Raw genomic sequence first — 24,714 nt, forward strand, 5'->3', positions numbered from 1 at the left:
CTGTCTCAATAGAGCTCCAGGTGCAGCCGCTGCTGCTCAATCAGCGTCTGCCACAGGTTTTCCGTCCCGCAGGCGTGCTCCAGCGCCGTCGCCACGGCATGTTCCAGATACTGGCGATTGCCGCACAGGTAGACATGCGCGCCCCGTTGCAGCAGGCCGCTGACGGCATCGGCGTGATCGTCGATGGCGTGTTGCACGTAATACTTGTCGGCGGCGTCGCGCGAGAATGCCGTGATGAGCCGTGTGAGTACGCCCGTCGCGTTCAGCGTGACCAACTCCTCGCCATACAGGAAGTCTTCATCGCGCCTTTTCTCACCGAAGATCAGGACGGTTTCACGCCGTTCGCCCTGGGCGGCCATTTCGCGCAGTAAGCCAATCAACGGTGCGATGCCGGTACCGGTACCGATAAGCAGCACCGGCAAGGCGGTGTCGCGCGGCAGGTAAAAGCCGGGGTTGGCGCGGCAGAAGAGGCGGAAAGGACCGGGGTGCTTGAGCAGCCAGCCGGTCGCCGTGCCGCGCCGGGTGCGGCCGCCGCGTTCATAATGTACGTCGCGCACGCACAGATCGAGGCTCTCTTCCCGCGTTGCCGAAGCGATGGAGTAGGCGCGCGGCAGGCAAATGGGCAGCAGCGCCAACAGGTTCTCCAGCGTGATCGCGTGCGGCGGGCAAAAATCGTGCAGCACGTCCAGCAGATCGGCGCCGTATAGATAACTCTCCAGGGATTTGCGCTGACGGATCTTGAGCAGGCTTTTGAGCTCTTCGCTGTCGGCCAACTGCGCCAGTTCGCGCAGCGTCGTTTTGCTGATCTGGCGCAGCTCCCGGCGCCGCAGTGCGTCGATGGCCTCCGGCCTGCCGAGCCACTCTGCCAGCCGGATCAATAATCCTTCGTCGTTCTCCGGCAACAGATAGACGGTATCCCCTGCCCGGTAAACGATGCCGCTGCCGGCGATATTCAGCCGCAGATGCCAGGCTTGCGGCGTGCGTGCGCTAAGCGGCCGCCGTTCGAGGAGGGCGGCGTTGAACGCATGGTCTTCACCGTAGGCGGTCACGCGCAGATGCAAATCGCGGCCCGCCTGGGCATCGCCGGCCAGCACCTTATCCAGCGTCGTTAGCCAGGTGGTGAAGAACCGTTCGACGTTAACGTCGGCGTCAACGCGATTGATGATGGCACGGGAGCCGTATTGCGTCAGGCGCGCATCCAGCGCCTGGGTAAACCCGCAGAAATGCGGGTAAGCGGTGTCGCCGAGACCGAAGATGGCGTAGCGCAACCGGTGGCGATCCGGCCATTGCGCCAGCGCGTCGGGGAAACGTTCGGCGTTGGCGGGCGGTTCGCCGTCGCCAAATGAGCTCGAGACGATCAGCAGGGCATCACGCTCGCCCACATCGGCGGGCTGGATGGCGTTGAGTTCTTTCACGACGGGGCGGTAGGGTTGCAGGCTGCTTTGTTCACCCAGGCGCATCGCCAGCGCCCGGGCGTTGCCCGACTCCGAACCGTAACCAATCAGGATGCGTTCGATAAAGTCGGCCATGGCGGTTACTTGTCGTAGTGGTTGTCGAACTGTTCTTTGGCGAATTCCACCGATTCGAAGTCGGTCATCAGATCGTTGATCACGCGGCGGATGCTGATATAGGCCTCGATATTGCCCTGGGCGTCATACAGCGGCTGCACCGTGGTGTCGACCACGTACAAGACGCCGCCCTTGCCGACGTTCGGGATGATGCCGGTCCAGATGCCGCCCGCCTTGATGGTGTCCCACATCGCTTTATAAACCGCTTTCGGCACGGAAGGGTGACGCACGATGCTGTGGGGCTGGCCCACCAGCTCTTCCCGGGAAAAACCGGTCAGCTGGCAAAACAGATCGTTGACGTAGGTGATGGTGCCCTGCAGATCGGTGGTGGAGATCACCATCACTTTATCCAGAGCGGCCAACAGCTGGGCGGAATCGAGGGTCTGACTCATGGTAGGTTCCTTCTCATTAACTTCGCGGTGAATGCCACGGCGGACGTCATGTATCCGTCATGACAGTTTTGTAATTGATTCTCATTTGCGATGAATGGTAATCGGGAATTTTATAAGTTGCAATAAAAATGCATCTTTAAGGGCGCAGAAAGATCGCGATGAGGCAGGCTGGGGGGAGGAAGCCCGCGCCGGGTGCGGCGGCGGGCCTATCGGGCGGTCTTAGCGGGGGTCTTCGGCCCAGCCTTTGCGTTTGCTGGTTTTGCCGATGCCGGGGTTGAAGCTGTTGGTCGGATCGGCGGTGCGGTAGAACGCCTGCAGATCCGCCTTGGCGTGGTACAGGTGGCCGACGTTATGCTCCGCCGGGTACTCGGCGCCGCGCCGGTTGAGGATCTCGAGCATCTTTTCTTTCAGTGCATGGCTGTCCACGCCTTTTTTCACCACGTAGTCCTGGTGGAAGACGTGGCACATAAAGTGGCCGTAATACAGCTTATGCACCAACTGACTGTCGATTTCCGGCGGCAGCGTTTCGAACCAGTCGGTGTCGTTGCGGCGCAGGGCGATGTCCAGCGCCAGAATATCCTCCACCTTGTCGGCGTGCACCGCGTGGTAGCGCACGGCGGCGCCGGCGGCGGCGAAGCGGTGCAGGAAAGCCTTTTTGCCCTCGTCAGGCGTGCAGGCGAAGAAGGCACCTTCGGCCTGGGCGAAATAGTCGGTCAGGTAGCGCTGGGCCTCTTCCACGCCGGGGCCGGCCATCTTCAGCAGCAGATGGTGTTCGAAACGTTCGCGGTATTCCTTCATGCGTTTCGGCAGGTGGCTCGGCGCCAGATGGCTCAGGCCCTGCATCAGCCGATCGGTCAGGTTGTGCGGCAGCAGCGGCAGCTTGTTGAGGCTGGCGTCCATTCTGCCCTTCAGGGTGAAGAAGCGCGGCATCTGATCGGTGCCGAGCTTGTCGATCATCATGAAGGTGTCTTTGCCGTACACCTCGGCGATGTCGAAGATATCGCGGTGCATGTATTCACCGGCCACCGGCAGGTTTTCGAATTTGCTCAGCATGTGGCGGCGCAGTTCGGTCAGCACCGCGGTGTCGTTGGTGCCGATATAGAACACCTGCTCTTTGCCCTCTTTCTCGAAGGTGTCGAGCCGCACCGCGAACACCGCCAGTTTGCCGGCGCAGCCGGAGGCTTCGTACAGGCGGCGTTTGTCGGCGTTGAAGCGGGAAGGGGTGTTGGCGTCGACGTCGCGCACCCGGCTGGCGTACTCGTTATCCGAGGCGCGCAGCTCGCCGTATTCGACGTCGCTCGGGCGATAGTCGCCTTTTTCCAGCCGGGTGAGGATCTCTTCCGGCGTGTCGCCAAGCCGGATGCCCAGATGGTTGACCAGGCGCAGCTGGCCGTCTTCCCCTAACTGGGCGTACAGCGCCATTTCGGTATAGGCCGGGCCGCGTTTCACCAGCGAGCCGCCGGAGTTGTTGCACACGCCGCCGATAACCGAGGCGCCGATGCAGGAAGAGCCGATCACCGAATGCGGTTCACGGCCGTAGGGCTTGAGCAATTTCTCGAGGTGGTGCAGGGTGCTGCCGGGGAAGCCGACCACCTGCTTGCCGTTGTCCAGCACCTGAATATGGTCGAGGCGCAGGGTGCTGACGATGACGATATCGCGATCATAGTCGTTGCCGCTGGGGGTTGAGCCCTCGGTCAGGCCGGTGTTGGCGGCCTGCATGATGACGATTTTATCGGCGGCCACGCAGGCCTGCAGAATGCGCCACAGCTGCAGCAGGCTAGTGGGAAACACCACCGCCAGCGCCTGGCCTTCGCCGGAGCGGAACCCTTTGCGATACCGTTCGGTGTTGCGATCGCCGGTCAACAACTGCGGGCCGCCGACGATGTCCTTAAGCTGGTTGAGAAACGCCTGATTGCCTGACTGCATGCTGCCTGTCTCCCTGTCATCCCCGTCGCTTTAACCGCGGCGCCGGAGTGCCGCGCAGTCAGCTAAGAGGCTATCAATTAAATAACTTATCAAGCAATTAGCTTATTAAGCTAATGGCTTGCGGATTTAGTAGCGTTCGGCGTAACCGGCCCGACGCTCTTCGTCGCGCAGCGTCAGGATTTCCACGCCGTCGGCGGTGACCGCTACGGTGTGTTCCCACTGCGCCGACAGTTTTCTGTCGCGCGTCACCACCGTCCAGCCGTCTTTCTTCTGCTTGATGCGGCGGTCACCCTGATTGATCATCGGCTCGATGGTGAACACCATGCCTTCCTGCAGCGCCATGCCGCTGCCGGGTTGGCCGTAGTGCAGCACCGCCGGCTCTTCGTGCATGTCGCGGCCGATGCCGTGGCCGCAATACTCCCGCACGATGCTGTAGCCGGCCTGCTCGGCGTGGCGCTGGATGGCGTGGCCGATATCCCCCAGGGTCGCGCCCGGTTTCACCGCGCGAATGCCCTGCCACATCGATTCATAGACGTTGTTCACCAGCCGTTTAGCCAGCGGCGTCACCTGGCCGATGCAGTACATCTTGCTGGAGTCGGCGATGTAGCCGCCGTTTTCCAGCGTGATGTCCACGTTGACAATCATGCCGGAACGCAGGATTTTGCTGGCCGACGGCACCCCGTGGCACACCACGTCGTCTACGGAGGTGTTGAGCACATAGGGGAAATCATACTGCCCCTTGCTGGCCGGGCGCGACTTCAGTTCTTCGACGATAAACGCCTCGGCGCGGTCGTTAATCTCCATGGTGGAGATACCTTCGACGATGACCTCATCGAGCATAGCAAACACTTTAGCCAGCAGAGCGCCGGAATGGCGCATTTTGGCAATCTCTTCCGGCGTTTTAATCACAATCTGTTTCACCCGACAATCTCCTTCAGCGTCAGCGCATTATCTTTCATCATTTTTTTTACCAGTTGCGGGTAGGTCAGTTCCGGATGGAACTCCGCCAGCATGCCGATCTTGATCCAGTACTCGGCCTGCGCGTTGATCGAACGCGTCATGGTCAGGCTGGCGAGGCGCAGATCGTCATGCAGCGCGTCCGAAATTTTTACGATGCCCATCGGTGTCTCCATAAATGAACGATATACGAAGTGTATACGCTTTGGATGGTCGCGATGTGGCATTCTGTGGCGTAAGAAGATTCTGGCAACAACGATTGCCGCCGCCAGGCAATGCGTTTATTGTGATGAACGACTTTTTTGCCATGATTTTTCAGAAGGATTTAAGGCGTGACTAAACTACGTGTTGGGGTGATTTTTGGCGGTAAATCGGCGGAGCATGAGGTGTCGCTGCAGTCGGCCAAAAACATTGTGGATGCAATCGACAAAGAGAAGTTTGACGTCACGCTGCTGGGGATCGACAAACAGGGGCAGTGGCACATCAACGACGCCTCCAACTACCTGCTCAACGCCGAGAACCCGGCGCTGATCGCGCTGAACCGCTCGAACAAGAACGTGGCGCTGATCCCGGGCCAGGAAAAACAGCAACTGATCGAAGCGGGCAGCGCCGGCGCGCTGGGCCAGCTCGACGTCATCTTCCCGATCGTGCACGGCACGCTGGGGGAAGACGGCTCGCTGCAGGGGCTGCTGCGCATGGCCAATATGCCGTTCGTCGGCGCCGGCGTGCTCGGCTCGGCGGTCAGCATGGATAAAGACGTGACCAAGCGCCTGCTGCGCGACGCCGGGCTGGCGGTGGCGCCGTTCGTCACCCTGACGCGCGCCAACCGCGCCGGGTTCACGTTTGAGCAACTGAGCGAGCGCCTCGGCCTGCCGCTGTTCGTCAAGCCGGCCAACCAGGGCTCGTCGGTCGGGGTCAGCAAGGTGGAGAACCGCGCCGAGTTTGACGCGGCGGTGGCACTGGCCTTCAGTTTCGATCATAAAGTACTGGTGGAGTCGGCGATCGTCGGCCGCGAGATCGAGTGCGCGGTGCTGGGGAACGACGATCCGCAGGCCAGCGTGTGCGGCGAGATCGTGCTGAGCGACGCTTTCTACTCCTACGACACCAAATACATCAATGAGCAGGGCGCTCAGGTGGTGGTGCCGGCGGCGATCGCGCCGGAAGTGAGCGACCACATCCGTGAGGTGGCGCTGAAGGCGTTCCGCGCGCTGGAGTGCTTCGGGTTGGCGCGGGTGGATGTGTTCCTGACGCCGGATAACCAGGTGGTGATCAACGAGATCAACACGCTGCCGGGCTTCACCAACATCAGCATGTATCCCAAGCTGTGGGCCGCCAGCGGCGTCAGCTACCAGGCGCTGATCACGCGCCTGATCGAATTGGCGCTGGAGCGCCACCAGCAGGATCGCGCGCTGAACAGTTCGGTGTTCGATCGCTAAACGCGGCAGGGGGCGGCGGTGCCGCCCCCGTCCATCACTTCACCGTCACGTCGATATCGCCGAAATACTTCTTCGACAGCGCCGTCACCGTGCCTTGTTGTTTCACTTTGGCGATGGCGGCATCCAGTTTCTTCTTCAGCGCCTCATCCCCTTTACGCAGGCCGAAGGCGATGCCTTCACCGAGGATCTTGTCGTCGCGCACCGCCTCGCCGACGAAGGCGAAGCCTTTGCCGTCCGGCTGTGACAGGAAGCCGCTTTGCCCCGAGGGCGCCATCACCAGCGTGGCGTCGAGCCGACCGGCCGCCAGATCGAGATACACCTGATTCTGATCCTGGTAAGACACCACATCCACGCCCGCCGGCGCCCAATGGGTTTTGGCGTAAATCTCCTGAATTGAGCCTTGCAGCACGCCCACGTGTTTGCCCGCCAGCGCTTTGGCGTCCGGCAGCAGGCCGCTGTCGGCCTTGGCGATCAGGCGGTTCGGCACCTGATAGATGGCGTCGGTAAAGGCGATCGCCTGGCGCCGCTGTTCGGTCACGTTCATCGCCGAGTTGATGGCGTCGAACTTGCGCGCCTGCAGCGCCGGGATCAGGCTGTCGAACGAGGTTTCCACCCAGCTGCATTGCAACTGCGCGGCGGCGCACACCGCGTCGCCCAGTTCAATGTCGAACCCTTCCAGTTTGCCGCTGGCGGATTTGGATTCGAACGGCGGATACAGCGCTTCCAGACCGAAGCGCAGGCTGTTTTCCGCCGCCAGAGAAGAGCCGGCGGCCAGCAGGCATCCGGCGGCGAACAGCGTTTTCAAAGCTTTCATAGGCAGTACCCCTTTCCCATGGTCGGACAAAAAATTACGCCTGGCTCAGGCGGCGCGCGCCTTCCAGCAGGGTCTCGTTATCTTTGGAAAAACTCAGCCGAATAAGGCCGGTATCGGTGCCGTCGCTGTAGAACGCCGAAAGCGGGATCGTCGCCACCTTCGCTTCGCGGATCAAGCGCACGGCGAAATCATTGTCGCTTTCGTGACTGAAGCCGCTAAAGCGGGCCAGCATGAAGAAGCTGCCGCGGCTGGGCAGCAGCTCAAAGCGCGAATCCTGCAGGGCGCTGGCCAGCAGATCGCGCTTTTGCTGGTAAAACGCCGCCAGCCCCAGGTAGCTCTGCGGGTTGGCGAGCGCGGCGGCGAAGGCGTGTTGCATCGGCGTATCGGCGGAGAACACCATAAACTGGTGCACCTTGCGGATCTCGTCCATCAGCGCCGCCGGCGCCAGGCAGTAGCCGACGCGCCAGCCGGTGACGTGGTAGGTTTTACCGAACGACGACACGATCACGCTGCGTTCCGCCAACTGCGGGTAGCGCGCCATGCTGTGGTGAATATCGCCGTCGAACACCACATGCTCGTAGACCTCGTCGGACAGGATCACGATGTCGGTGTTGCGGGTCAGGGCGGTCAGGCGGTCGATATCCTGCGCGTCGAACACTGCGCCGGTCGGGTTGTGCGGCGTGTTGACGATGATCATGCGCGTTTTGCCGTTGATGGCGGCGGCCACTTCATCCCAGTCGACGCGAAAGTCCTGCAGCGACAGTTTGATCGCCACCGGCGTGGCGCCCTGCAGGCGTACGATCGGCGCATAGCTGTCGAACGCCGGTTCGAAATAGATCACCTCGTCGCCGGGATGCACCAGCGCGCTGATCGCCGAGTACAGCCCTTCGCTGGCGCTGGCGATCACCGTGATTTCTTCGTCGGCGTCATAGCGCGCGCCATACAATCGTTCAGCTTTTTCCGCCAGAGCAGCACGTAACGCCGCCACGCCGCTCATCGGCGCGTATTGGTTATGACCTGCGCGCATGGCTTGTGCCGTTGCCTCGATCAGCTGCGGGTCACCGGCGAAGTTGGGCGCGCCCTGAGACAGGTTGAGGGCCTGATGTTCGGCGCTGAGTTGGCCAATGACGGTGAAGATGGTGGTGCCGACGTCCGGCAGCTTCGAGCGGGATGAGCAGGCGCTCTGCATGATGGGCTCCAGGCAAACAGGGAAGTGTTGAGCGATTAAGCATCAGGCGGCGTAGGCGGACAAGGGAAAGTTTGTCATACTTGCCATGCACTACGATCATACCTAATCGAGGCACGCTATGCCGATATCCCTGCCGTCGCTCGACGTATTGAAAACCTTTGTGGTGGTGGCGCAACGCCTCAACTTTACCCATGCCGCCCGGCAGCTGCACCTGACGCAGGGGGCGGTCAGCCGGCAAATTCTCGGGCTGGAACAGCGTCTGGGCTATCCGCTGTTCAGCCGTCAGGCGCGCGGTTTGGCGCTGACGCCGCAGGGCGCGCAGCTGCTGGCGCCGGTACAGCAGGCGCTGGGGCAGTTGGATGAAGCCCTGACGCGGGCCGCCGCTCCGCCGGGGGCGCTGCGCATCAAATGCCCGACCTGCGCCATGCGCTGGGTGCTGCCGCGCATCATTCGCCTGCAAAATGAACGGCCGGACATGCATATCGAGCTGACCGCCTCGGTGTCGCACGGCCTGGATTTCAGTACCGAGCAGTTTGACGCCGCGGTGGTATTCGGCCGGCCGCCGGGTAAAAAGCTGACCGCGCACTTGCTGTTCGACGAAATCCTCACGCCGGTCTGCACGCCGACGTTCCTGCCGCCGGCAGCCCGGTTGACGGACTTGACGGACAAAACCCTGCTGCACCCGACGCGCGATCGGCGCGACTGGCTGCGCTGGCTGAAGGCGGCGGGCGCCGATGCGTTGCCGTCCGGCAAGGCCCAGCATTTCGATACCCTCGATCTGGCGATGAGCGCCGCGCTGCAGGGATTCGGCATCGCCATCGGCGATCTGTGCCTGCTGGAGGAGGATATTCAGGCGCAGCGCATCGTAACGCCGTTCCCGCTCTGCGTCAGCAGCGGCGCGGCCTATTATTTGGTCTATCCTGAACGCACGGTGGCGCCGCCGACGTTAACCGCGCTGATCGATTTTCTGGCGACGGAGGCCGCCGACAGCCGCGCCCGGCTGCAGAATTACCTGCCGATAACCTGTAATGCTTTGTAAACATTACCGATGCGAATTCCCTTGGCGATGAAACAGAGTGTGGCAAACTGTTTCTTCACTCCGATTAAACTCCGCGGCGTTGGCGGCGGAAACACGCCTGAGATAAAACAAGATGAAATGGCTTTGTGTGGTGAGTATGTTGTCCGGTCTGGCCCTCAGCCCGGTTTTTGCGCAGGAAACGCCGATAACGCAGGGCATTCACGCCCAGCAGCGCGACGCCTTCGTGTCCAATTTGATGAAGCAGATGACGCTGGAAGAGAAGATTGGCCAGCTGCGGCTGATCAGCGTCGGGCCGGATAACCCGAAAGAAGCGATCCGCGAGGGGATCCGCAAAGGGCAGATCGGCGCCATCTTCAATACCGTCACCCGGCCGGATATCCGGGTGATGCAGGATCAGGCGATGCAGCTCAGCCGCCTGAAAATCCCGTTGTTCTTTGCCTATGACGTGGTGCACGGCCAGCGCACCGTGTTCCCGATCAGCCTGGGGCTGGCGGCCAGCTTCGATCTGGAAGCCATCGCGCTCAGCGCCCGCGTGGCGGCGCAGGAGGCCAGCGACGACGGCCTGAACATGACCTTCGCGCCGATGGTCGATATCACCCGCGATCCGCGCTGGGGCCGGGTCTCCGAAGGCTTCGGCGAAGACACCTGGCTGGTCTCGAAAATCGCCAAGGTGATGGTCGATGGTTTCCAGAACGGCGATCCGGCCAAACCCGGTTCGGTGATGGCCAGCGTCAAGCACTTTGCATTGTACGGCGCCGTCGAAGGCGGCCGCGATTACAACACCGTCGACATGAGCCCGCTGCGCATGCATCAGGACTATCTGCCGCCTTACAAAGCGGCGGTGGACGCCGGCAGCGGCGGAGTGATGGTGTCGCTCAACTCGGTGAACGGCGTGCCGGCCACCGCCAACCCGTGGCTGCTGAAAGATCTGCTGCGCGAGCAGTGGGGCTTTAAAGGCATCACCATCAGCGACCACGGCGCGATTAAGGAACTGATTAAGCACGGCGTGGCCGCCGACGCGCGCGACGCGGTGCGCCTGGCGATCACCTCCGGCGTCGACATGAGCATGAGCGACGAGTTCTACGACAAATACCTGCCGGGTCTGGTGAAAGACGGGCTGGTGCCTGAAAGCGATATCGACCGCGCCTGCCGCGACGTGCTGAACACCAAGTATGACATGGGGTTGTTCACCAATCCTTACGTGCATTTGGGCCCGGCGGGTTCCGATCCGCAGGACACCAACGCCGAAAGCCGTCTGCATCGCGCCGAAGCGCGGGTGGTGGCACGTAAAACAATGGTGCTGCTGAAGAACGATAAGCAGACGCTGCCGCTGAGCAAACAGGCGACCATTGCGCTGGTCGGGCCGATGGCCGACAGCCAGCGCGACGTGATGGGCAGTTGGTCCGCCGCCGGGGTGGTCAAGCAGTCGGTCACCCTGCGCGAGGGGCTGGAGCGGGCGGTGGGCGATAAGGCGCGCATTCTGTACGCCAAGGGCGCCAACGTCACGCAGGATAAAGGCATCATCGACTACCTGAACGAGTATGAGCCAGCGGTGGCGTTCGATACCCGTTCGCCGCAGCAGATGATCGACGAAGCGGTGCAGGCGGCGAACAAGGCCGACGTGGTGGTGGCGGTGGTGGGCGAATCGCAGGGCATGGCGCACGAGGCCTCCAGCCGCGCCGACATCACGATCCCGCAGAGCCAGCGCGATCTGATCGCCGCGTTGAAAGCCACCGGCAAGCCGCTGGTGCTGGTGCTGATGAACGGCCGCCCGCTGGCGCTGAGCTGGGAGAGCGAGCAGGCGGACGCGATGCTGGAAACCTGGTACAGCGGCACCGAGGGCGGCAACGCGGTGGCGGACGTGCTGTTCGGCGACTACAACCCGTCGGGCAAGCTGCCGATGACCTTCCCGCGCTCGGTCGGCCAGATCCCGATGTACTACAACCACCTGAACACCGGCCGCCCGTTCGGCAAGGAGAATCCGGGCAAGTACACCTCGCGCTACTTCGATTCGCCGAACGGCCCGCTGTATCCGTTCGGTTACGGCCTGAGCTACACCACCTTCAGCCTGTCGGATCTGAAACTGTCCAGCCCGACGATGGCGCGCAACGGCAAGCTAACCGCCAGCGTCACGCTGAAAAATACCGGCAAGTACGACGGCGCCACGGTGGTGCAGCTGTATCTGCAGGACGTGACCGCGTCGGTCAGCCGGCCGGTAAAAGAGCTGCGCAACTTCAAGAAAGTGACGCTGAAGGCCGGTCAGTCGCAGCAGGTTGAGCTGCCGATTAGCGAAGACGATCTGAAGTTCTACAACGCCAGCTTGAAATGGGGGGCGGAGCCGGGCAAATTCAACGTGTTCGTCGGCCTGGACTCCGACAACGTGCAGGCGCAAAGTTTTACGCTGAAGTAACCCTGTCCCCCTCGTTCGCCGCGCTGAGCGAGGGGGCATCCATTCCCGCTAACGTCATCGGAGCTTGCCTCATGAAACGCTATCTGGACTGCAGCGCCAGCGATCTGGCCGATATCGGCAAAGCCGACCTGCTCTACGCCATCCGCGCCAGCGAAGGGCGCATTTTGGTCAGCGAAACCATCGCGGTCACTCAGCCGCTGCTCAATAACGTCACCAATGCCGAGCTGGCGGCCAGCCAGGGCGCCGACCTGCTGCTGCTGAACCTGTTCGACGTCGACCAGCCGCACATCGCGGGCCTGCCTGCCGACGTGCCGCCGCAGGAGGCGCTGCGCACGCTGCAGCGCCTGACCGGGCGGGTGATCGGGGTGAACCTGGAGGCCGTCGATCCGGCTTTCGCCAGCGAACATAACGACTTTTGGCAGATGACGGCGGGCCGCGCCGCCACCGCCGAGAATGCGCGCAAGCTGTATCAGCTCGGCGCGCGCATGCTGGTGCTGACCGGCAATCCGAACAACGGCGTCAGCAATCAGGCGATCGCCGCCGCGCTGAAAGCGATCCGCGATGAAGTGGGCGACGAGATGGTGCTGGTGACCGGCAAAATGCACGGCGCCGGCATTGTGCGCGAAAGCGGCAGCCAACTGATCGGCGAGCAGGACATCGCGCTGTTCGTGGAGAACGGTGCGGACATCGTGCTGTTGCCGGCGCCGGGCACCATTCCCGGCATGTCGCAGGAGAAAGTGGCGGCGCTGATCGCCTTTGCCCAGCGGCAGGGGGCGCTGGCGATGACGGCCATCGGCACCTCGCAAGAGGGGGCCGACGTGCAGACCGTGCGGCAGATTGCGCTGATGAGCAAAATGGCCGGCGCGGATCTGCACCATATCGGCGATACCGGCTATTTGGGGCTGGCGCTGCCGGAAAACATCTTCGCCTACAGCGTAGCGATTCGCGGCGTGCGCCACACCTACAGCCGCATGGCGCGTTCAATTAACCGCTGAAATGGCTGCCGCTTGCGGGCTTTTCTTCCGATAGGCAACACTCGCAACGCATAGCCTAATAACGCCGGCAGACAAAGGTCGGGCTTTGAAGCGTACTGACCACATACAGATTGCCGAGTACGTGTTCGACGGCGACATGGTAGGAGATTCGGGGATCTTCCGACTGCAAAAAGGTCGCCCAAAGGGGGGCGGGAACCGTATCTCCGGCATGTTTACGGTCGGCGGCGAATCGCAGCGTGTACCCATCGCCGCCGCCAACCTCTTCAGCCGCCTCGTCGCCGGGGGTGTCATACACATAGTGAAGTTCGCGGTTCAGCACATAGGTTTTTTCTTGCCGCTCGATAAAACCATTGAGCCTGATAAAGCCAGTGCCGTTGTGGTAGAGGAAAAAATACATCTTTGCTTTTAAAACCGCGGCGGGCTCCATGGCTGGGCCATAGCGGTTGCGCGCGGTGATCTCCGCTTCGCAACGCAGTAAGGTTTTAGGATGGTGCGACAGCTGGGCGACCTGGCTTGCCAGGGGCGCCATCAGCAATAACAAGCCGACGATAAAGCGTGTTTTTTTGTTCATGGCGTCATACCGTCGGTGTTTTTGATCGTGCGGCACCGGCCATATTGACCGGGTTGCGCCAGATTGCAGATGGCGATGAAGGTGACCTGAAAAGGAAGATTGGGGTTGGCGATTTTGGTGTAGAACAGATCGGCGGGCGTTGTGCCGCAGTCGGTCGCTTCAGCTTTCAATGCAGCGGCAATTTGCGCTTGCGTTTCACGCCGGTCGTTCAGCGCGGCGGTTTCCAACGTAAAAACGTTGCACTGCTCATGGCGATAAAAAAAATCGACCTGGGCGTTTTTGAACGCGTGAACCGGCCGGTTGAACCACAATAAAGCGCAGACGAGGCTAAAGCACGCAATCATCATCAATGCTGCGGCAAGGGGCGCTTTATTTGCCTGGCAGATATTCCCACGCCGTTTTAACAGTGCGCCGGCCCGGGTCAACAGGGTGGGAATAACCGCTTTTTGGTTTTCCGGTGAGCGCATGTTTTCGCATGAGGTAATTTCCGCTTCAAGAATGAACCCCAGTTTGGGGATGGTAATAATGATTTGCGGATCCAGCGCCAGCGATTCAAACGCTTTTCTTATCTCACTGATGCAACCATTCAGATTATTGTTTGAACCCACAAAACCATTATCTTCCCAGACCCGCTGCATCAAATGCCTGCGGGTGAGCATCTCTTTATGATGGGTAACCAACTCTAACAACAAGCGGGTGGCAGGGTTAGATAACGGCATAAAAGATTCCCGTTCATTGATGATGAACAATGCGCGTTCGGCAGGTGAGAAAATAATCATCTGATTAATGACGTATTCCATAATGTGCTGCTTGCCCTTATAGCGACGGCGAAATTTAGCGAGGACAGAGTTATCTATTATTTTTCACCCGTCAAGATGATGGCGATTTTTTCATGTTGTGAAATTTTTGGCGAAAGTTCAAACGTACGGGGGGCGCCAGTTTTATAATATTAGGTTTTCTTTGTTTTGGTTTTTAATTCCTTATTTTTATTATCTTTAGGAATTAAAAACTGTTTTTATGGTTAAATTTAATACATATATCTTGATTTTGGCTGCGGCGATACTATGGAACTCGCTGGGAAATGCGACAGGATTTTGCCGGTAATCCACGTTTAAATTGCGGGCTTTCTTTGCTTGAAGCCTGAATGGCCAAGAGGAAAAGGTATGTTTAAAAGAAACTGGACGCTTTTACGCTACAGGCGAAAGCTTTTTGAAACTATTCAATCTGTCGGGATTGTGATGGCGATAATTACCGGGCTGGTGTTGCTGACAGGCATTTCTTTTATTGCAATTGAAAAATGGCTTAGCCTTTTCTGATGATTTTTCAGATAGATATTTTGGGATGAAATTATTATGTCTATTCCATGTTTAAAGTTCATGGTGATGGTCTATGTCAGCGTATTGCTTTTGTTGGGTGGCTATATTTATCACTATGATATGAACTATTTCTCGCTGACGTTTCCATATTCTCTTGTGATTGGGATTGTGCTGTTTGCTTTATTGGGCGTCGGCGGCGCGCTCCTTTTTTTGCGAAAAGCGTGGGGGATGACCCCCGCGTGTTTTTTCTTTGCGCTGGGCGCGGTGATATTGCTGCTGCCCCTTTTTTATTCTCGTGCCGAGTGGGGCGTGCTTACCGTCGGGCGAATGGCCTGCCTGTTTGGCAGTTGGATTATTTACTTTATCCTATTGCAATATCGGGTCATGCAGCACGTGCGTATTGCGTTTATCTATACGCTGGTATTAGCCGCAGCCGTGGGAGGCATTTGGCTTTTTTCCTTCCCGGCCGAGGCGGCGGCAGGCTATGCCGGCAGCGGGGGGCGTTGGCCGGATGCCGCGAGCAGTTTATTGGCGAGCGGATTATTGGCGGGATGGGGGCTGACGGTGTTGCCTCGGTTCCGCATGTTGCGCCGAGATAGCGAGCGATGGCGTATTTTACTCTTGCTGCCGCTCTTGATCGGTTTATCCGCCGCGCTGGGCTGGGGGGCATCGCAGACCGTTTGTCTCAGCGTGGTATTGGGTGCCGCGCTGTTGACCCTGATGTTTGTGCGCAGATACCCGCTGCATTGCGTGCTCGCGCTGCTGATGACGGCATTGGGATTCTGCCTGGCGATATTGGCGGATGAATTGAACGCCGGCGTTCGTTTGTCGAACGCCGCGCCGTGCTGCGATACGCTGCTTGATTCGCTGGCGCTGGTGGTAGAGCGGCCCTGGTTAGGATGGGGCTATGGCCGATTCGAGCATGGCTTTGAGCATTTACAGGCCCATGCGCTGCCCGCGGTGGCGCGGGCAGGCGCAGCGCGGCAACCCTATAATGAGCTCCTGCTGTGGTGGATAGAAGGCGGCGTCGTTGCGTTGGCGGGCATGCTGTGCCTGCTGGCGGGCGTGGCGGCGCTGGTGCACCAAACATGGCGACGGGAGCGCATCGCCGCCCGCTTGCACAGCCCGGCCGCCGGGGAAGAGGCCGCGTTGGCGACGAGCGGCATTCCCTTGCTGCTGTGCGCGCAGTTTTCCTACCCGTTCGGGCTGTCGCTCATCCAATGGGCGGTTTTGACGCTGCTGCTCGTTACGTTGGATGGGCGCAGCAGGCTCAATGCCGGCCGGTTTTGCCGGTTTGTTTTCGCGCGGAGGGAAACGGCGTGAACACGGTCATCAATATCGCCTTCCTGGATATCGACTGCTTTTTTGTCGCCGGGGCGTATCGGGCGTTGAGCGACTATTTTAGTGAACGTGGCATCGAGGCGCGCTGCAGCGAGCCGATGAATGCCGACCTTGTGTTCCAGGCGATCGCCAAAGGCGACATGGCGCGTTTTTGCCATCCTCCCCATGCTCCTCACGCCCTTTATCTCGCCGTTTACGATCTCAGAGAAGCTCGCATTCGCGCCATTTCGGGGTGCCTGAGGGAAGCGGGGAGGGTGTACCGCAATGAAGGCGTCGCAAAGCTGTTGCACACGGTAGCGCGGGTGATAAAAGGCCGAACCGGCGGCGCCTGCGGTTTTTCTTGTTGCGCCTGGTGCCAGCCGTTGCCATTGACGCCGCAGGAAAAACAAGTGATGCGTTACCTGAGTTGGGAAATGACGCCGACCGCCATTGCCCGTCGGCTTCGGGTCAGCATCAAGACGGTGAGCACGCATAAACGGGCGGTGATGAGAAAGATGCATTTTCAGCGCGATGCGGAGCTTTACCGCTGGTTGCGTCTGGGGGAGTTCGGTCAGGGAAATGGCGATAGCCACGTCGTCTGAGCGATGGTATAGCAGGTCCGGGCCTGGCGGCCCGGAGCGACTTACCAAAACAGCGGCGTGGTGCTTTCGGCCAGAAACGCCAGCAGCGTTTCATTGACCGCCGCCGGATTTTCCTTGTTGCTGATATGCCCGGCGTTGGGGATCAGCACATGTCGGCAGCCGAGAAGATCCGCCATGCGCTGGCCTTCCGCCGGCGGGCGCGGCTTATCCTGCGCGCCGGTGATGACGATGCTGGCGGCGGTGATGTGTTCCAGCAGCGCCAGCTTGTCGGGGCGGCCGAAGATCATCCGGCCCAGCGGCACGATGCTTTCGCGCAGGCGCTCGGCGGGCAGGCTTTGCAGATGGGCCAGCAACGGCTGCGACAGCGCAGCGGGCACTTCGTCGGAATAGAACTGCGCGGCGATATATTCCAGCAGCGGCGGCGTGATGGCGCCGGCCTGTTCCACGGCGGCCAGCATGCCCATATAGCGCTGCCGCGCCTCTGGAGTTTCGTCGCCCAGGTAGCTGTCCAGCAGCGCCAGCACTTTCACCCGCTCCGGCGCCAGCGCCGCCAGTTCGGCGCCCCACATGCCGCCGACGGACAGGCCGACGATGCCGAACTCTTCAATATCCAAATGATCCATCAGCGCCAAATGATCGGCGGCGATATCCGACAGGCTGTTTCGCCCGGGTGGCAGCGCCGGTGAATCGCCGTGGCCCCAGAGATCCGGTACGATCAGGCGGTAGCGTTTAGCCAGCGCTTCGAACTGCGGCGCCCACATATTCAGATCGAACAGATAGCTGTGGCCCAGCAGCAATGGAAAGCCTGAACCTACGTCGAGATAATGCAGGGATTTGCCCATCGTTGGCATCTTATCGGTTCCTTATATAAAAAGAGTCCCGGCTGCTTATATCACACTCATATTCAACCCACGGTATTAATTTACCTTAAATTACTCAGGTGGAGGCTTATTTTTAATTATCCATTGCTAACAAGACGTCAATAAAAGGTGACATTAAGGATAATATTCTGGTCGATGCCGGAGCCTTGGTTTATGCTGGCGCTCCTTTCGGTATGGAATAGATAAACAGGGAGTCGCGATGAAAAGACTTTTCAGACTATTAATTATTTTGCTTGTCATTTTGCTGCTGGCGGCGGTGCTGTGGTGGTTCTTCGGGCGCGGCAATCCGAATGCGCTGTGGCAGATAGTCAGCCAACAGTGCGTGCCCAATCAGCAGCAGAACCACGATCCTGCACCCTGCTTAAAGGTGGATTTAACCGAAGGATATGTGCTGTTTAAGGACAGCAAGGGCCCTTACCACGATCTGGTGATGCCGACCGAAAAGGTCAGCGGCATCGAGAGCCCGATATTGCAAGCGGATCGAACGCCGCCTTATTTCGCCCAGGCCTGGAATAACCGCGAACATATATCCAGCGAGCTGGGTAAACCGTTAAAAGACGCATGGGTTTCTCTGGCGGTCAATTCGAAATATGGCCGCTCTCAAAATCAGTTGCATATTCACGTTGCCTGCTTGCGCCAGGATGTCTATAACGCGCTGGAGGAACAGGCTGAGCAATTAGATCAACAGTGGCGGCCGCTGGCGGTGAAATTGGTCGGCCATCAATATCTGGCCAGAAAATTGGCGGGCACCGATTTAACCCAGGAAGATCCTTTCCGCTTGTTGCAAAACTACGTGGTCGAGCAGGGCGACAGCATCGGCAATTACGGCCTGGCGCTGGCGGTCAGCCCGCAGGGCGAGATGCTGCTGTTGGCAAACCGTTTGAAGTTGACCGATCTCAACCTGGGGTCGGCCGGTGAAATTCAGGACTACCGGTGCGAGGTCGCGGGGAACTGAGTTTTTCTTATCGCTCCCCGTCGTTGGGGAGCGTACGCCGTGCGATACAAACTAACCAAATGTATTAAATCGCTTTTATTTTATTCTCCCTCCTCTGCTTGATCCTGTTCTCATGTTCGATCTACTATTTGTTTGCACAAGCAAATAAATAATCGAGAGTAACCCGACATGTCACAACCACGTAAACTTCCTGCTGCACTGGGCATCCATCTGGATGTGACCAATCGCCTGTGGCGCACGGCGATGGACCAGTCGGTGAAAATGACCAATCTGACGCGCCCGCATTGGCTGGCGCTGAGTGCGATTGCCGATCTGGGGGATGGCTGCACGTTGAAAGACGTTTCGCAGCATTTGAACGCCGAAGTCTCGACGATGTCGCGCGCGCTGCTGTTTCTGGAAAAAAATCGGCTTATCGCTCGCGATGCTCTGTCCGAAGATAAGCGCGCCAAAGGGGTGAGAATGACCGAGTCCGGGCAGGAGATGCTGGCGCAGTTGGATCATTCCAGCCAGCAAGCGCGGGAAAAACTGCTCAACGGCATTTCGGCCAACGATCTGGAGGCTTTTTACCGCGTATTGTTTGGCATCAAGCATAACGCGATAGCGATGCTCGAACAGGAAAATCTGTTGCCGGACGAGTTTGCTCTTCTGGCGGAGGAGCGAGCGGGTGCGATGAAGCCGGAAGGTGAAGCGTGAACGGCCGCTGGCGGAGAGCACAACAGCTGTGCGTTATCGCGTTGGGGATCTTCTCCTGCTCGGTCTTCGCCAGCCAGAATGACCAACAGGTCATCGCACGGGGAAAATATCTGGCTACCGCCGCAGATTGCGCGGCTTGTCACCGCGGCAGCAGTCAACAGGACGCCCCCTATGTCGGCGGTTATGCCATCGCGTCGCCGATGGGCGACATCATCGCCAGCAATATCACGCCCGCCAAAGGAACCGGCATTGGCGACTACAGTGAACAAGAGTTTCGCCGCGCGTTAACGCAGGGCATTCGGCGGGACGGCCAACCCTTGTATCCCGCCATGCCTTATACCGCTTATCGGGGGCTGAGTGATGACGATCTGCACGCGCTGTATCGCTATTTTATGGCCGGTGTCGCACCGGTCGATCGTGCGGTGCCTGAGACCCAACTGACGTTCCCTTTTTCCTGGCGTTATGCGATCCACGGCTGGAACTGGCTGTTTCTGAAAAAGACGCCCGTCGATGCAGACGAGAGGAAGGCGCGTGGCCGCTATCTGGTGGATGTGTTGGGGCATTGCTCGGCGTGTCACAGCCCACGTAACGGGATGATGGCGGAACGCGGCGATCGCTATCTGGCAGGAGGAGAAGCCGGCGGTTGGATCGCACCGAATATCACCTCGGATCCCGTGAGCGGCATCGGCGGCTGGAGCCAGAAAGAATTGGTGCAGTATCTGCGTACCGGCCGCAATGACAAAGCTCAGGCTGCCGGCGGCATGGCGGAGGCGGTGGAGCATAGCCTGCGTTTCCTGAGTGACGACGACCTCGGCGCCATCGCCGATTGGCTTAAACAAACGCCGCCGATCGTCACCGTACAAGGAACGAAAGCGGCCTATCAATATCAGGGGGGCGGTAAAGGCCGTGCCGCCGGACAGGCGCTGTATGCCGTTTCCTGCGCCAGCTGCCATCGTCTGGGCGGCGAGGGGGCTTATGACGGCCATTTCCCTTCTTTGACGCACAACACCACCGTAGGCAGCGAACGGGCCAATAACCTGATCATGGTGATGCTGTATGGCGTGCAGCGTCAGGGGGAGACGCTGCAGACCTGGATGCCGGGGTTCGCCGATAGTCTGGATGACCGGCAACTGGCTGAATTGGGCAATTACGTATTGCAGCAATTCGGCAATCCGGCGGTCAGGATAACGCCGGAGCAAGTGGCTCTGCAGCGGGCGGGCGGTGAAAAACCGCTGTTGATTACGTCATTGCCTTATGTGTTCTGGGGCGGCGTATTGCTGGTATTGATCGTCATTGGGGCGTGGGTGAAACGTCGGGTGAAGCACTGATCCAAGAGAGGATGGCATGAAGTTCAATCTGAACGGCCAGGCGGTCGAATTTAACGGCGAGCCGGATACGCCGCTGCTGTGGGTGATCCGAGAACATTTTAAATTAACCGGCACCAAGTTCGGCTGCGGTATCGGCGCCTGTGGCGCTTGTACGGTACATGTCGACGGTAAGGCTGTGCGTTCATGCTGTTATCCGCTGCAATTGGTGCGCGATCGGCAGGTGACCACCATCGAAGGGCTGTCCATCGATCGCCGTCATCCGGTGCAGCAGGCCTGGATTGCGGAGGACGTGCCGCAGTGCGGCTACTGCCAATCAGGCATGATCATGGCGGTCAGCGCGCTGCTGGCGGAACACCCGAGTCCGGACGATCGGCAGATAGATACGGGCCTGACCAATCTGTGCCGCTGCGCCACTTACCACCGGATCCGTGCGGCGGTGCACCGCGCCGCCGACAAGGGAGAACCCTGAGTATGGCGATCACCCGCAGAACCTTGATAAAAGGCAGCGCGTTGGCAGTGGCCGCCATGCTGCTGCCGATATCGACGCGCAGCCTGGCGGCCGTGGTTTCACAGGACGTGGCGCCACCGGACTGTCAGTACGAATTGAACGATTGGATCTGGATCGACCGCGACGGCCGCATCGTTATCGGCGTGTCGCAATGTGAAGTCGGGCAGGGGATTTATACCGGCCTGGCCGAAGTGGTGGCGGCGGAGATGGATGCCGATTGGGCGCAGGTGACGGTGAAATTCGTCACCGGCCGTGACGCTTACCGTCAGGTTGCCGGGGGCGAGGCTTTCGCGCAGTTTGTCGCCGCCTCAACCTCCATGACCAAATTTTATCAGCGTGCCCGGCTGGCCGGCGCGCAGGCGAGAGATTTCTTTCTGCGGGCCGGCGCAAAACATTTCGCGCTTTCACCGTCGCAGTGCCTTACGGAGAAAGGCTGGGTGCTTGAGAAAGGCGGGAAGCGCAAGGTCGCCTACGGCGATCTGGTGCGCTATGCCGCTGAGCTGCCGTTGGATCCGCAGCCTGCTTTAAAGAGTGAGGCGCAAGAGCGAGAGAGTGTCATTGGCAAGCCGCTGTTGCGGGTCGATACGCCGGAGAAAGTAGATGGCAGTGCGATTTACGGTATTGATATCGACTTGCCGGAGATGCTGATCGGCGTCCCCTGGATGGTGCCCGACCTTAGCGGAAAGCTGGTCGCCGTGCGTAATGAACGACAGATTCGGGCCATGCCGGGCGTGGTGGATCTGGTGCTGACCCGGCAGTGGTCGATGAACAACATGGTCGGATTGGATCATGATATGTCGCTCAATACGGTGATCGTGGTGGCGGCGAGCTACTGGCAGGCCAAAAAGGCGGCTGATTTGCTGGAGGTCGACTGGCTGCCGGGCGCAGGAAAAGCGCTGACCGATAGCGCGATTGCGGCAGAGAATCTGGCGATGCTGGATGGCGATACACTGGTGCCGGCGGTCGATCGCGGCGAGGCGTCGGCGTTGATTCGTGGCGTTGAACAAGGTTCGCGCTTGCATGAGGCGCGTTACAGCGCACCTTATGTGGCGCACGCCACCCTGGAGCCTTGCAATGCCACCAGCCATTACGGCGAGGGCCGTATCGAAACCTGGGGCCCCTTCCAGGGGCAGGACATGGTACGCAACGTTCTGGCGAAAATGTTCGGGCTGAAGCCGACGGATGTGGTGGTGAATACGACCTATCTGGGGGGCAGCTTTGGGCGCAAATATCTGCCGGATGCCGTGATGCATGCTACCGCCGCCTCCCGGGCGGTGGGGAAACCGGTCAAAGTGATCTATCCGCGCGAGATCGACATGCGGCATGAATACTATCGTCCGGCCTGCATCAGCCATTATCGGGCGCTGTTGGATGAAAACGGCTACCCGCAGGCGCTGTGGGCGCGCTATGCCGGGCAGTCGCTCTTCTGGCAAATGCGGCGCGAAACGGTCAACGAGGCCGGGGGATGGGATGAAAGTATGGTGGAGTGCGTTTACAGCACGCCGTATCGCATCCCTCATCTGAAGGTGGAGGCCGGCATCGTCGAACAGCCGATCTCCCTGAGCTATCTTCGCGGTGTCGGCAGTGTCGCCAGTCTGTTCTTTTTGGAAAGCTTTATCAGCGAACTCAGCCATAAGGCCAACCGGGACGAGTATTCGTATCGGCGGCATCTGTTGCAGGACAGCCCGGAAGCGTTGCGCGTCCTGGACGCCACCGCCACGGCGGCCGGTTGGCAGCATGAACCGCCGTCGGGCGTTTCTCGCGGTATGGCGTGCAATATTTGGGTCGGCCGCAATAATGCTTTCACCACCTACGTCGGTTTGGTGGTTGAAATCGCCATTCAGGAGGGGCGACTACGGGTGCTGCGCGCGGTATGTGCGATTGACTGTGGCAAGGTGATAAACCCGAACCTGGTGCGCGCCAACGTAGAGGGCGGCATCGGCTTTGCGCTGACCACCTGTCTGCACAGCGAGCTGCATTTTGAACGGGGCGGCGTGGTGGAAGGGAATTTCGATCGCTATCCGCTGCTCGCGATCGCCGAAATGCCCAAGGTGGAGGTCGTGATACTCGACAGCGCGCGTGCGCCGCAGGGATGCGGGGAAGTGTCGACTGCGGTGGTCGCCCCGGCGATGGCCAGCGCGCTGCATAAGGCCACCGGCAAAACCTATCGTACTATGCCGTTCCCACGCGAGTTCTCGTCGGTGTAACGGCCCGCCGGCTCGATCAGCCGGCGGCTGCCGTGCGGTCAGAGCTTTTTCAGCAGCGCTAGCAGTTGCGCTTCGCTTTTCTCCGCCAATCCGTCGATCGCCAGTTTGATGATGTCGGAGCGGGTGATACGCACGATGCCGTTGCGCGCCGCCTGCACGATCACTTCATCGATAGCCTCAATGTGGTTGTCCGTCAGGCTGACGGAAATCGCCTTATAAGTACGCTTGCGGCCGGCCGGCTTGGCTTCCGGCGCGGGAGCCGCAACCGGCAACGTATGCGAGGTGGCGCTGTTGATGAATTCGTCTTCCGACATGCGGTGGGTGGGGGTGCGTTTCTTCACAGGATCACCTCTTTCACCAGGCATTCAATTTCGGTCTGCGCCTTTTCATTGTTCGCTTCGTGCACGGTGATGGCTTCACCCCAGGCGTCGCGGTAAATCTTGCGGTCGCACAGGCGATTGCTCACCAGGGTGAACTCCGGGTATTCACTCAGCACCTGCGCCGCTTCGTTGGCTTCATTAATGAAGATATTGGTCGGGCACATGTTCAATACGATGTAGCCTTTGACCTTCTCGTTGTATTCCTGCGCGGTGGAGAACATCTCCGACAGATAGCCGATGGTGTCGAGATCCATCTGCGAAGGGCGCAGCGGCGATAGGAACAGATCGGCGGCCAGCAGGCCGGAGCGCAGTTCGGCGCTGTCGCGGCCGGCGGTATCGACGATCACGTAGTCGTAATGGCGATCGAGCTCCAGCAGCGTTTCCTTGATTTTACCCGACGCGGCCACCACCGGAATGTGCGGCAGCCCCTCGACGTTCTGACGGTCGTTGTACCAGGTCATGATCGATTTCTGGTCGTCGGCATCGACGATGATCGCCGTCTTGCCTTGCTTAAGAATCAGATACCCGGCGATATTCACTGCTTTCGTCGATTTGCCGACGCCGCCTTTTTGCGAGCCAATCAGAACAATCATGCTGCCATCTCTCAAGTTATTAAGCGGGTAACTTATTAAGTTAATGTGCTTATTAGGTTGATAATCAAACAGGTTAACAAGAACAACTCGCGAACAATATGCACCAACTGCGGCGGCTTGCCAAGCCAGTATGTTGTTAACTGCGCAGCTTATTTTGCGGTGAATGGACCGGATGGGTAAGTAGGAATTCTCTGGGAAGTGGCGGAACGGAAGCGTCTTTTGTTAGTTTAACAGCTTAATAAGTTAGTGGCTCATTAAGCTGTCGATGGCGTTACTTCTTCATCATCGCCTTCAGGTTGGCGAACGGGTTGTGGGTGGCGACGCCGATATCTTTTTGCGCATCTTCACCGGCCACCACCGTCGAACCGTATTGATCGGCCTCGGTGTATTTCGAGTGTTCGTGGTCGTGGCAATACAGACACAACATTTCCCAGTTGCTGCCGTCTTCCGGGTTGTTGCTGTGATCGTGATCGATGTGGTGCACCGTCAGCTCGCGCAGGTTGGAATAAACGAATTCGCGCGAGCAGCGCCCGCATACCCAGGGGAACAGTTTCAGCGCTTTTTCGCGGTAGCCGGTTTCCAGCTTCGCATAGTTTTTGGGGATATAGGCCATGGTGGTCGTTCGTCGGAAATC

25 protein-coding genes are annotated in these 24,714 nt (G+C 59.5%); 12 read left to right on the top strand and 13 right to left on the bottom strand.

Annotated elements, in window-relative coordinates; all coding sequences use genetic code 11:
• Positions 1 to 5 precede the first annotated feature (5 nt).
• The 5 genes from HWW83_RS00500 to HWW83_RS00520 all read right to left on the bottom strand — a co-directional run bounded on the left by HWW83_RS00500 (position 6) and on the right by HWW83_RS00520 (position 5,007).
• Positions 6 to 1,529, bottom strand: a complete 1,524-nt coding sequence (locus tag HWW83_RS00500) for a flavodoxin domain-containing protein (RefSeq protein WP_176588913.1) — start codon at positions 1,527 to 1,529, stop codon at positions 6 to 8.
• 5 nt (positions 1,530 to 1,534) lie between these two features.
• Complete coding sequence (locus tag HWW83_RS00505) at positions 1,535 to 1,960, bottom strand: PAS domain-containing protein (RefSeq protein WP_023447580.1); 426 nt, start codon at positions 1,958 to 1,960, stop codon at positions 1,535 to 1,537.
• Between the two features lie 219 nt (positions 1,961 to 2,179).
• Positions 2,180 to 3,886: a D-lactate dehydrogenase gene (gene dld / locus HWW83_RS00510; protein WP_033642281.1), complete on the bottom strand. Its 1,707-nt coding sequence runs from the start codon at positions 3,884 to 3,886 to the stop codon at positions 2,180 to 2,182.
• A gap of 126 nt (positions 3,887 to 4,012) precedes the next feature.
• The gene (gene map, locus HWW83_RS00515; protein ID WP_096242033.1) at positions 4,013 to 4,807 is read right to left on the bottom strand and encodes a type I methionyl aminopeptidase; all 795 of its coding nucleotides are present in this window, start codon (positions 4,805 to 4,807) and stop codon (positions 4,013 to 4,015) included.
• A complete protein-coding gene (locus HWW83_RS00520; RefSeq protein WP_006324220.1) occupies positions 4,804 to 5,007 on the bottom strand; it encodes a ParD-like family protein in 204 nt (67 codons plus the stop codon). Before HWW83_RS00520 ends, map begins: the two co-directional genes overlap by 4 nt.
• Positions 5,008 to 5,175: 168 nt before the next feature.
• On the opposite strand from HWW83_RS00520, the gene ddlA reads away from it, so the two are divergent.
• The gene (gene ddlA, locus HWW83_RS00525) at positions 5,176 to 6,279 is read left to right on the top strand and encodes a D-alanine--D-alanine ligase (protein WP_015377061.1); all 1,104 of its coding nucleotides are present in this window, start codon (positions 5,176 to 5,178) and stop codon (positions 6,277 to 6,279) included.
• A gap of 34 nt (positions 6,280 to 6,313) precedes the next feature.
• On the opposite strand, the gene HWW83_RS00530 is transcribed toward ddlA, so the two are convergent.
• Positions 6,314 to 7,093: an ABC transporter substrate-binding protein gene (locus HWW83_RS00530; RefSeq protein ID WP_033633826.1), complete on the bottom strand. Its 780-nt coding sequence runs from the start codon at positions 7,091 to 7,093 to the stop codon at positions 6,314 to 6,316.
• Positions 7,094 to 7,127: 34 nt separating this feature from the next.
• Complete coding sequence (locus HWW83_RS00535) at positions 7,128 to 8,282, bottom strand: methionine aminotransferase (RefSeq protein ID WP_163964688.1); 1,155 nt, start codon at positions 8,280 to 8,282, stop codon at positions 7,128 to 7,130.
• Positions 8,283 to 8,400: 118 nt separating this feature from the next.
• Between HWW83_RS00535 and HWW83_RS00540 the strand changes: the two genes are divergently transcribed.
• The 3 genes from HWW83_RS00540 (at position 8,401) to HWW83_RS00550 (ending at position 12,726) form a co-directional block, all read left to right on the top strand.
• Positions 8,401 to 9,321: a LysR substrate-binding domain-containing protein gene (locus HWW83_RS00540; RefSeq protein WP_046686621.1), complete on the top strand. Its 921-nt coding sequence runs from the start codon at positions 8,401 to 8,403 to the stop codon at positions 9,319 to 9,321.
• Positions 9,322 to 9,433: 112 nt separating this feature from the next.
• A complete protein-coding gene (bglX, locus tag HWW83_RS00545; protein ID WP_033642286.1) occupies positions 9,434 to 11,731 on the top strand; it encodes a beta-glucosidase BglX in 2,298 nt (765 codons plus the stop codon).
• A gap of 71 nt (positions 11,732 to 11,802) precedes the next feature.
• Positions 11,803 to 12,726: a DUF7916 family protein gene (locus HWW83_RS00550; RefSeq protein ID WP_033642287.1), complete on the top strand. Its 924-nt coding sequence runs from the start codon at positions 11,803 to 11,805 to the stop codon at positions 12,724 to 12,726.
• Positions 12,727 to 12,781: 55 nt separating this feature from the next.
• Here HWW83_RS00550 and HWW83_RS00555 read toward each other — a convergent pair whose 3' ends face one another.
• Both HWW83_RS00555 and HWW83_RS00560 read right to left on the bottom strand, forming a co-directional pair.
• A complete protein-coding gene (locus HWW83_RS00555) occupies positions 12,782 to 13,297 on the bottom strand; it encodes a hypothetical protein (protein ID WP_060659797.1) in 516 nt (171 codons plus the stop codon).
• A complete protein-coding gene (locus HWW83_RS00560) occupies positions 13,294 to 14,097 on the bottom strand; it encodes a winged helix-turn-helix domain-containing protein (RefSeq protein WP_050594407.1) in 804 nt (267 codons plus the stop codon). Before HWW83_RS00560 ends, HWW83_RS00555 begins: the two co-directional genes overlap by 4 nt.
• 363 nt (positions 14,098 to 14,460) lie before the next feature.
• Here HWW83_RS00560 and HWW83_RS00565 point away from each other — a divergent pair, with 363 nt between their 5' ends.
• From HWW83_RS00565 to HWW83_RS00575, 3 genes are read left to right on the top strand one after another with little or no spacing between them, the layout of a single operon-like run.
• Positions 14,461 to 14,613, top strand: coding sequence for a hypothetical protein (locus HWW83_RS00565; protein WP_176588914.1), 153 nt, complete (start codon positions 14,461 to 14,463; stop codon positions 14,611 to 14,613).
• A gap of 36 nt (positions 14,614 to 14,649) precedes the next feature.
• Entirely contained in the window at positions 14,650 to 15,936 is a 1,287-nt protein-coding gene (locus HWW83_RS00570) for an O-antigen ligase family protein (RefSeq protein WP_158524114.1), read from the top strand.
• Positions 15,933 to 16,535: a helix-turn-helix transcriptional regulator gene (locus tag HWW83_RS00575; protein ID WP_047572241.1), complete on the top strand. Its 603-nt coding sequence runs from the start codon at positions 15,933 to 15,935 to the stop codon at positions 16,533 to 16,535. The genes HWW83_RS00570 and HWW83_RS00575 overlap by 4 nt, the downstream gene beginning before the upstream one ends.
• Positions 16,536 to 16,576: 41 nt before the next feature.
• Here HWW83_RS00575 and HWW83_RS00580 read toward each other — a convergent pair whose 3' ends face one another.
• Complete coding sequence (locus HWW83_RS00580) at positions 16,577 to 17,377, bottom strand: alpha/beta fold hydrolase (RefSeq protein ID WP_080280887.1); 801 nt, start codon at positions 17,375 to 17,377, stop codon at positions 16,577 to 16,579.
• Between the two features lie 238 nt (positions 17,378 to 17,615).
• Between HWW83_RS00580 and HWW83_RS00585 the strand changes: the two genes are divergently transcribed.
• The 5 genes from HWW83_RS00585 (at position 17,616) to HWW83_RS00605 (ending at position 23,107) form a co-directional block, all read left to right on the top strand.
• A complete protein-coding gene (locus tag HWW83_RS00585; protein WP_172428000.1) occupies positions 17,616 to 18,371 on the top strand; it encodes a CDP-diacylglycerol diphosphatase in 756 nt (251 codons plus the stop codon).
• Positions 18,372 to 18,539: 168 nt separating this feature from the next.
• Positions 18,540 to 19,064, top strand: a complete 525-nt coding sequence (locus HWW83_RS00590) for a MarR family winged helix-turn-helix transcriptional regulator (protein ID WP_083223796.1) — start codon at positions 18,540 to 18,542, stop codon at positions 19,062 to 19,064.
• Positions 19,061 to 20,392, top strand: coding sequence for a c-type cytochrome (locus HWW83_RS00595; protein WP_089191336.1), 1,332 nt, complete (start codon positions 19,061 to 19,063; stop codon positions 20,390 to 20,392). The genes HWW83_RS00590 and HWW83_RS00595 overlap by 4 nt, the downstream gene beginning before the upstream one ends.
• Before the next feature lie 16 nt (positions 20,393 to 20,408).
• Entirely contained in the window at positions 20,409 to 20,861 is a 453-nt protein-coding gene (locus HWW83_RS00600; protein WP_046896859.1) for a (2Fe-2S)-binding protein, read from the top strand.
• Between the two features lie 2 nt (positions 20,862 to 20,863).
• The gene (locus HWW83_RS00605; RefSeq protein WP_176588915.1) at positions 20,864 to 23,107 is read left to right on the top strand and encodes a xanthine dehydrogenase family protein molybdopterin-binding subunit; all 2,244 of its coding nucleotides are present in this window, start codon (positions 20,864 to 20,866) and stop codon (positions 23,105 to 23,107) included.
• 38 nt (positions 23,108 to 23,145) lie between these two features.
• On the opposite strand, the gene HWW83_RS00610 is transcribed toward HWW83_RS00605, so the two are convergent.
• The 3 genes from HWW83_RS00610 to yajD form a co-directional block, all read right to left on the bottom strand.
• A complete protein-coding gene (locus HWW83_RS00610) occupies positions 23,146 to 23,448 on the bottom strand; it encodes a hypothetical protein (RefSeq protein ID WP_033642294.1) in 303 nt (100 codons plus the stop codon).
• Complete coding sequence (locus tag HWW83_RS00615; protein ID WP_016928620.1) at positions 23,445 to 24,080, bottom strand: division plane positioning ATPase MipZ; 636 nt, start codon at positions 24,078 to 24,080, stop codon at positions 23,445 to 23,447. Before HWW83_RS00615 ends, HWW83_RS00610 begins: the two co-directional genes overlap by 4 nt.
• Before the next feature lie 271 nt (positions 24,081 to 24,351).
• Positions 24,352 to 24,693 carry an HNH nuclease YajD gene (yajD, locus tag HWW83_RS00620; protein WP_004939576.1) on the bottom strand — a complete coding sequence of 114 codons (342 nt, stop codon included), beginning with the start codon at positions 24,691 to 24,693 and terminating at the stop codon, positions 24,352 to 24,354.
• Positions 24,694 to 24,714: the final 21 nt, after the last annotated feature.

The sequence above is a fragment of the Serratia ureilytica genome (assembly GCF_013375155.1).
GTDB classification, from domain to species: Bacteria; Pseudomonadota; Gammaproteobacteria; order Enterobacterales; family Enterobacteriaceae; genus Serratia; species Serratia ureilytica.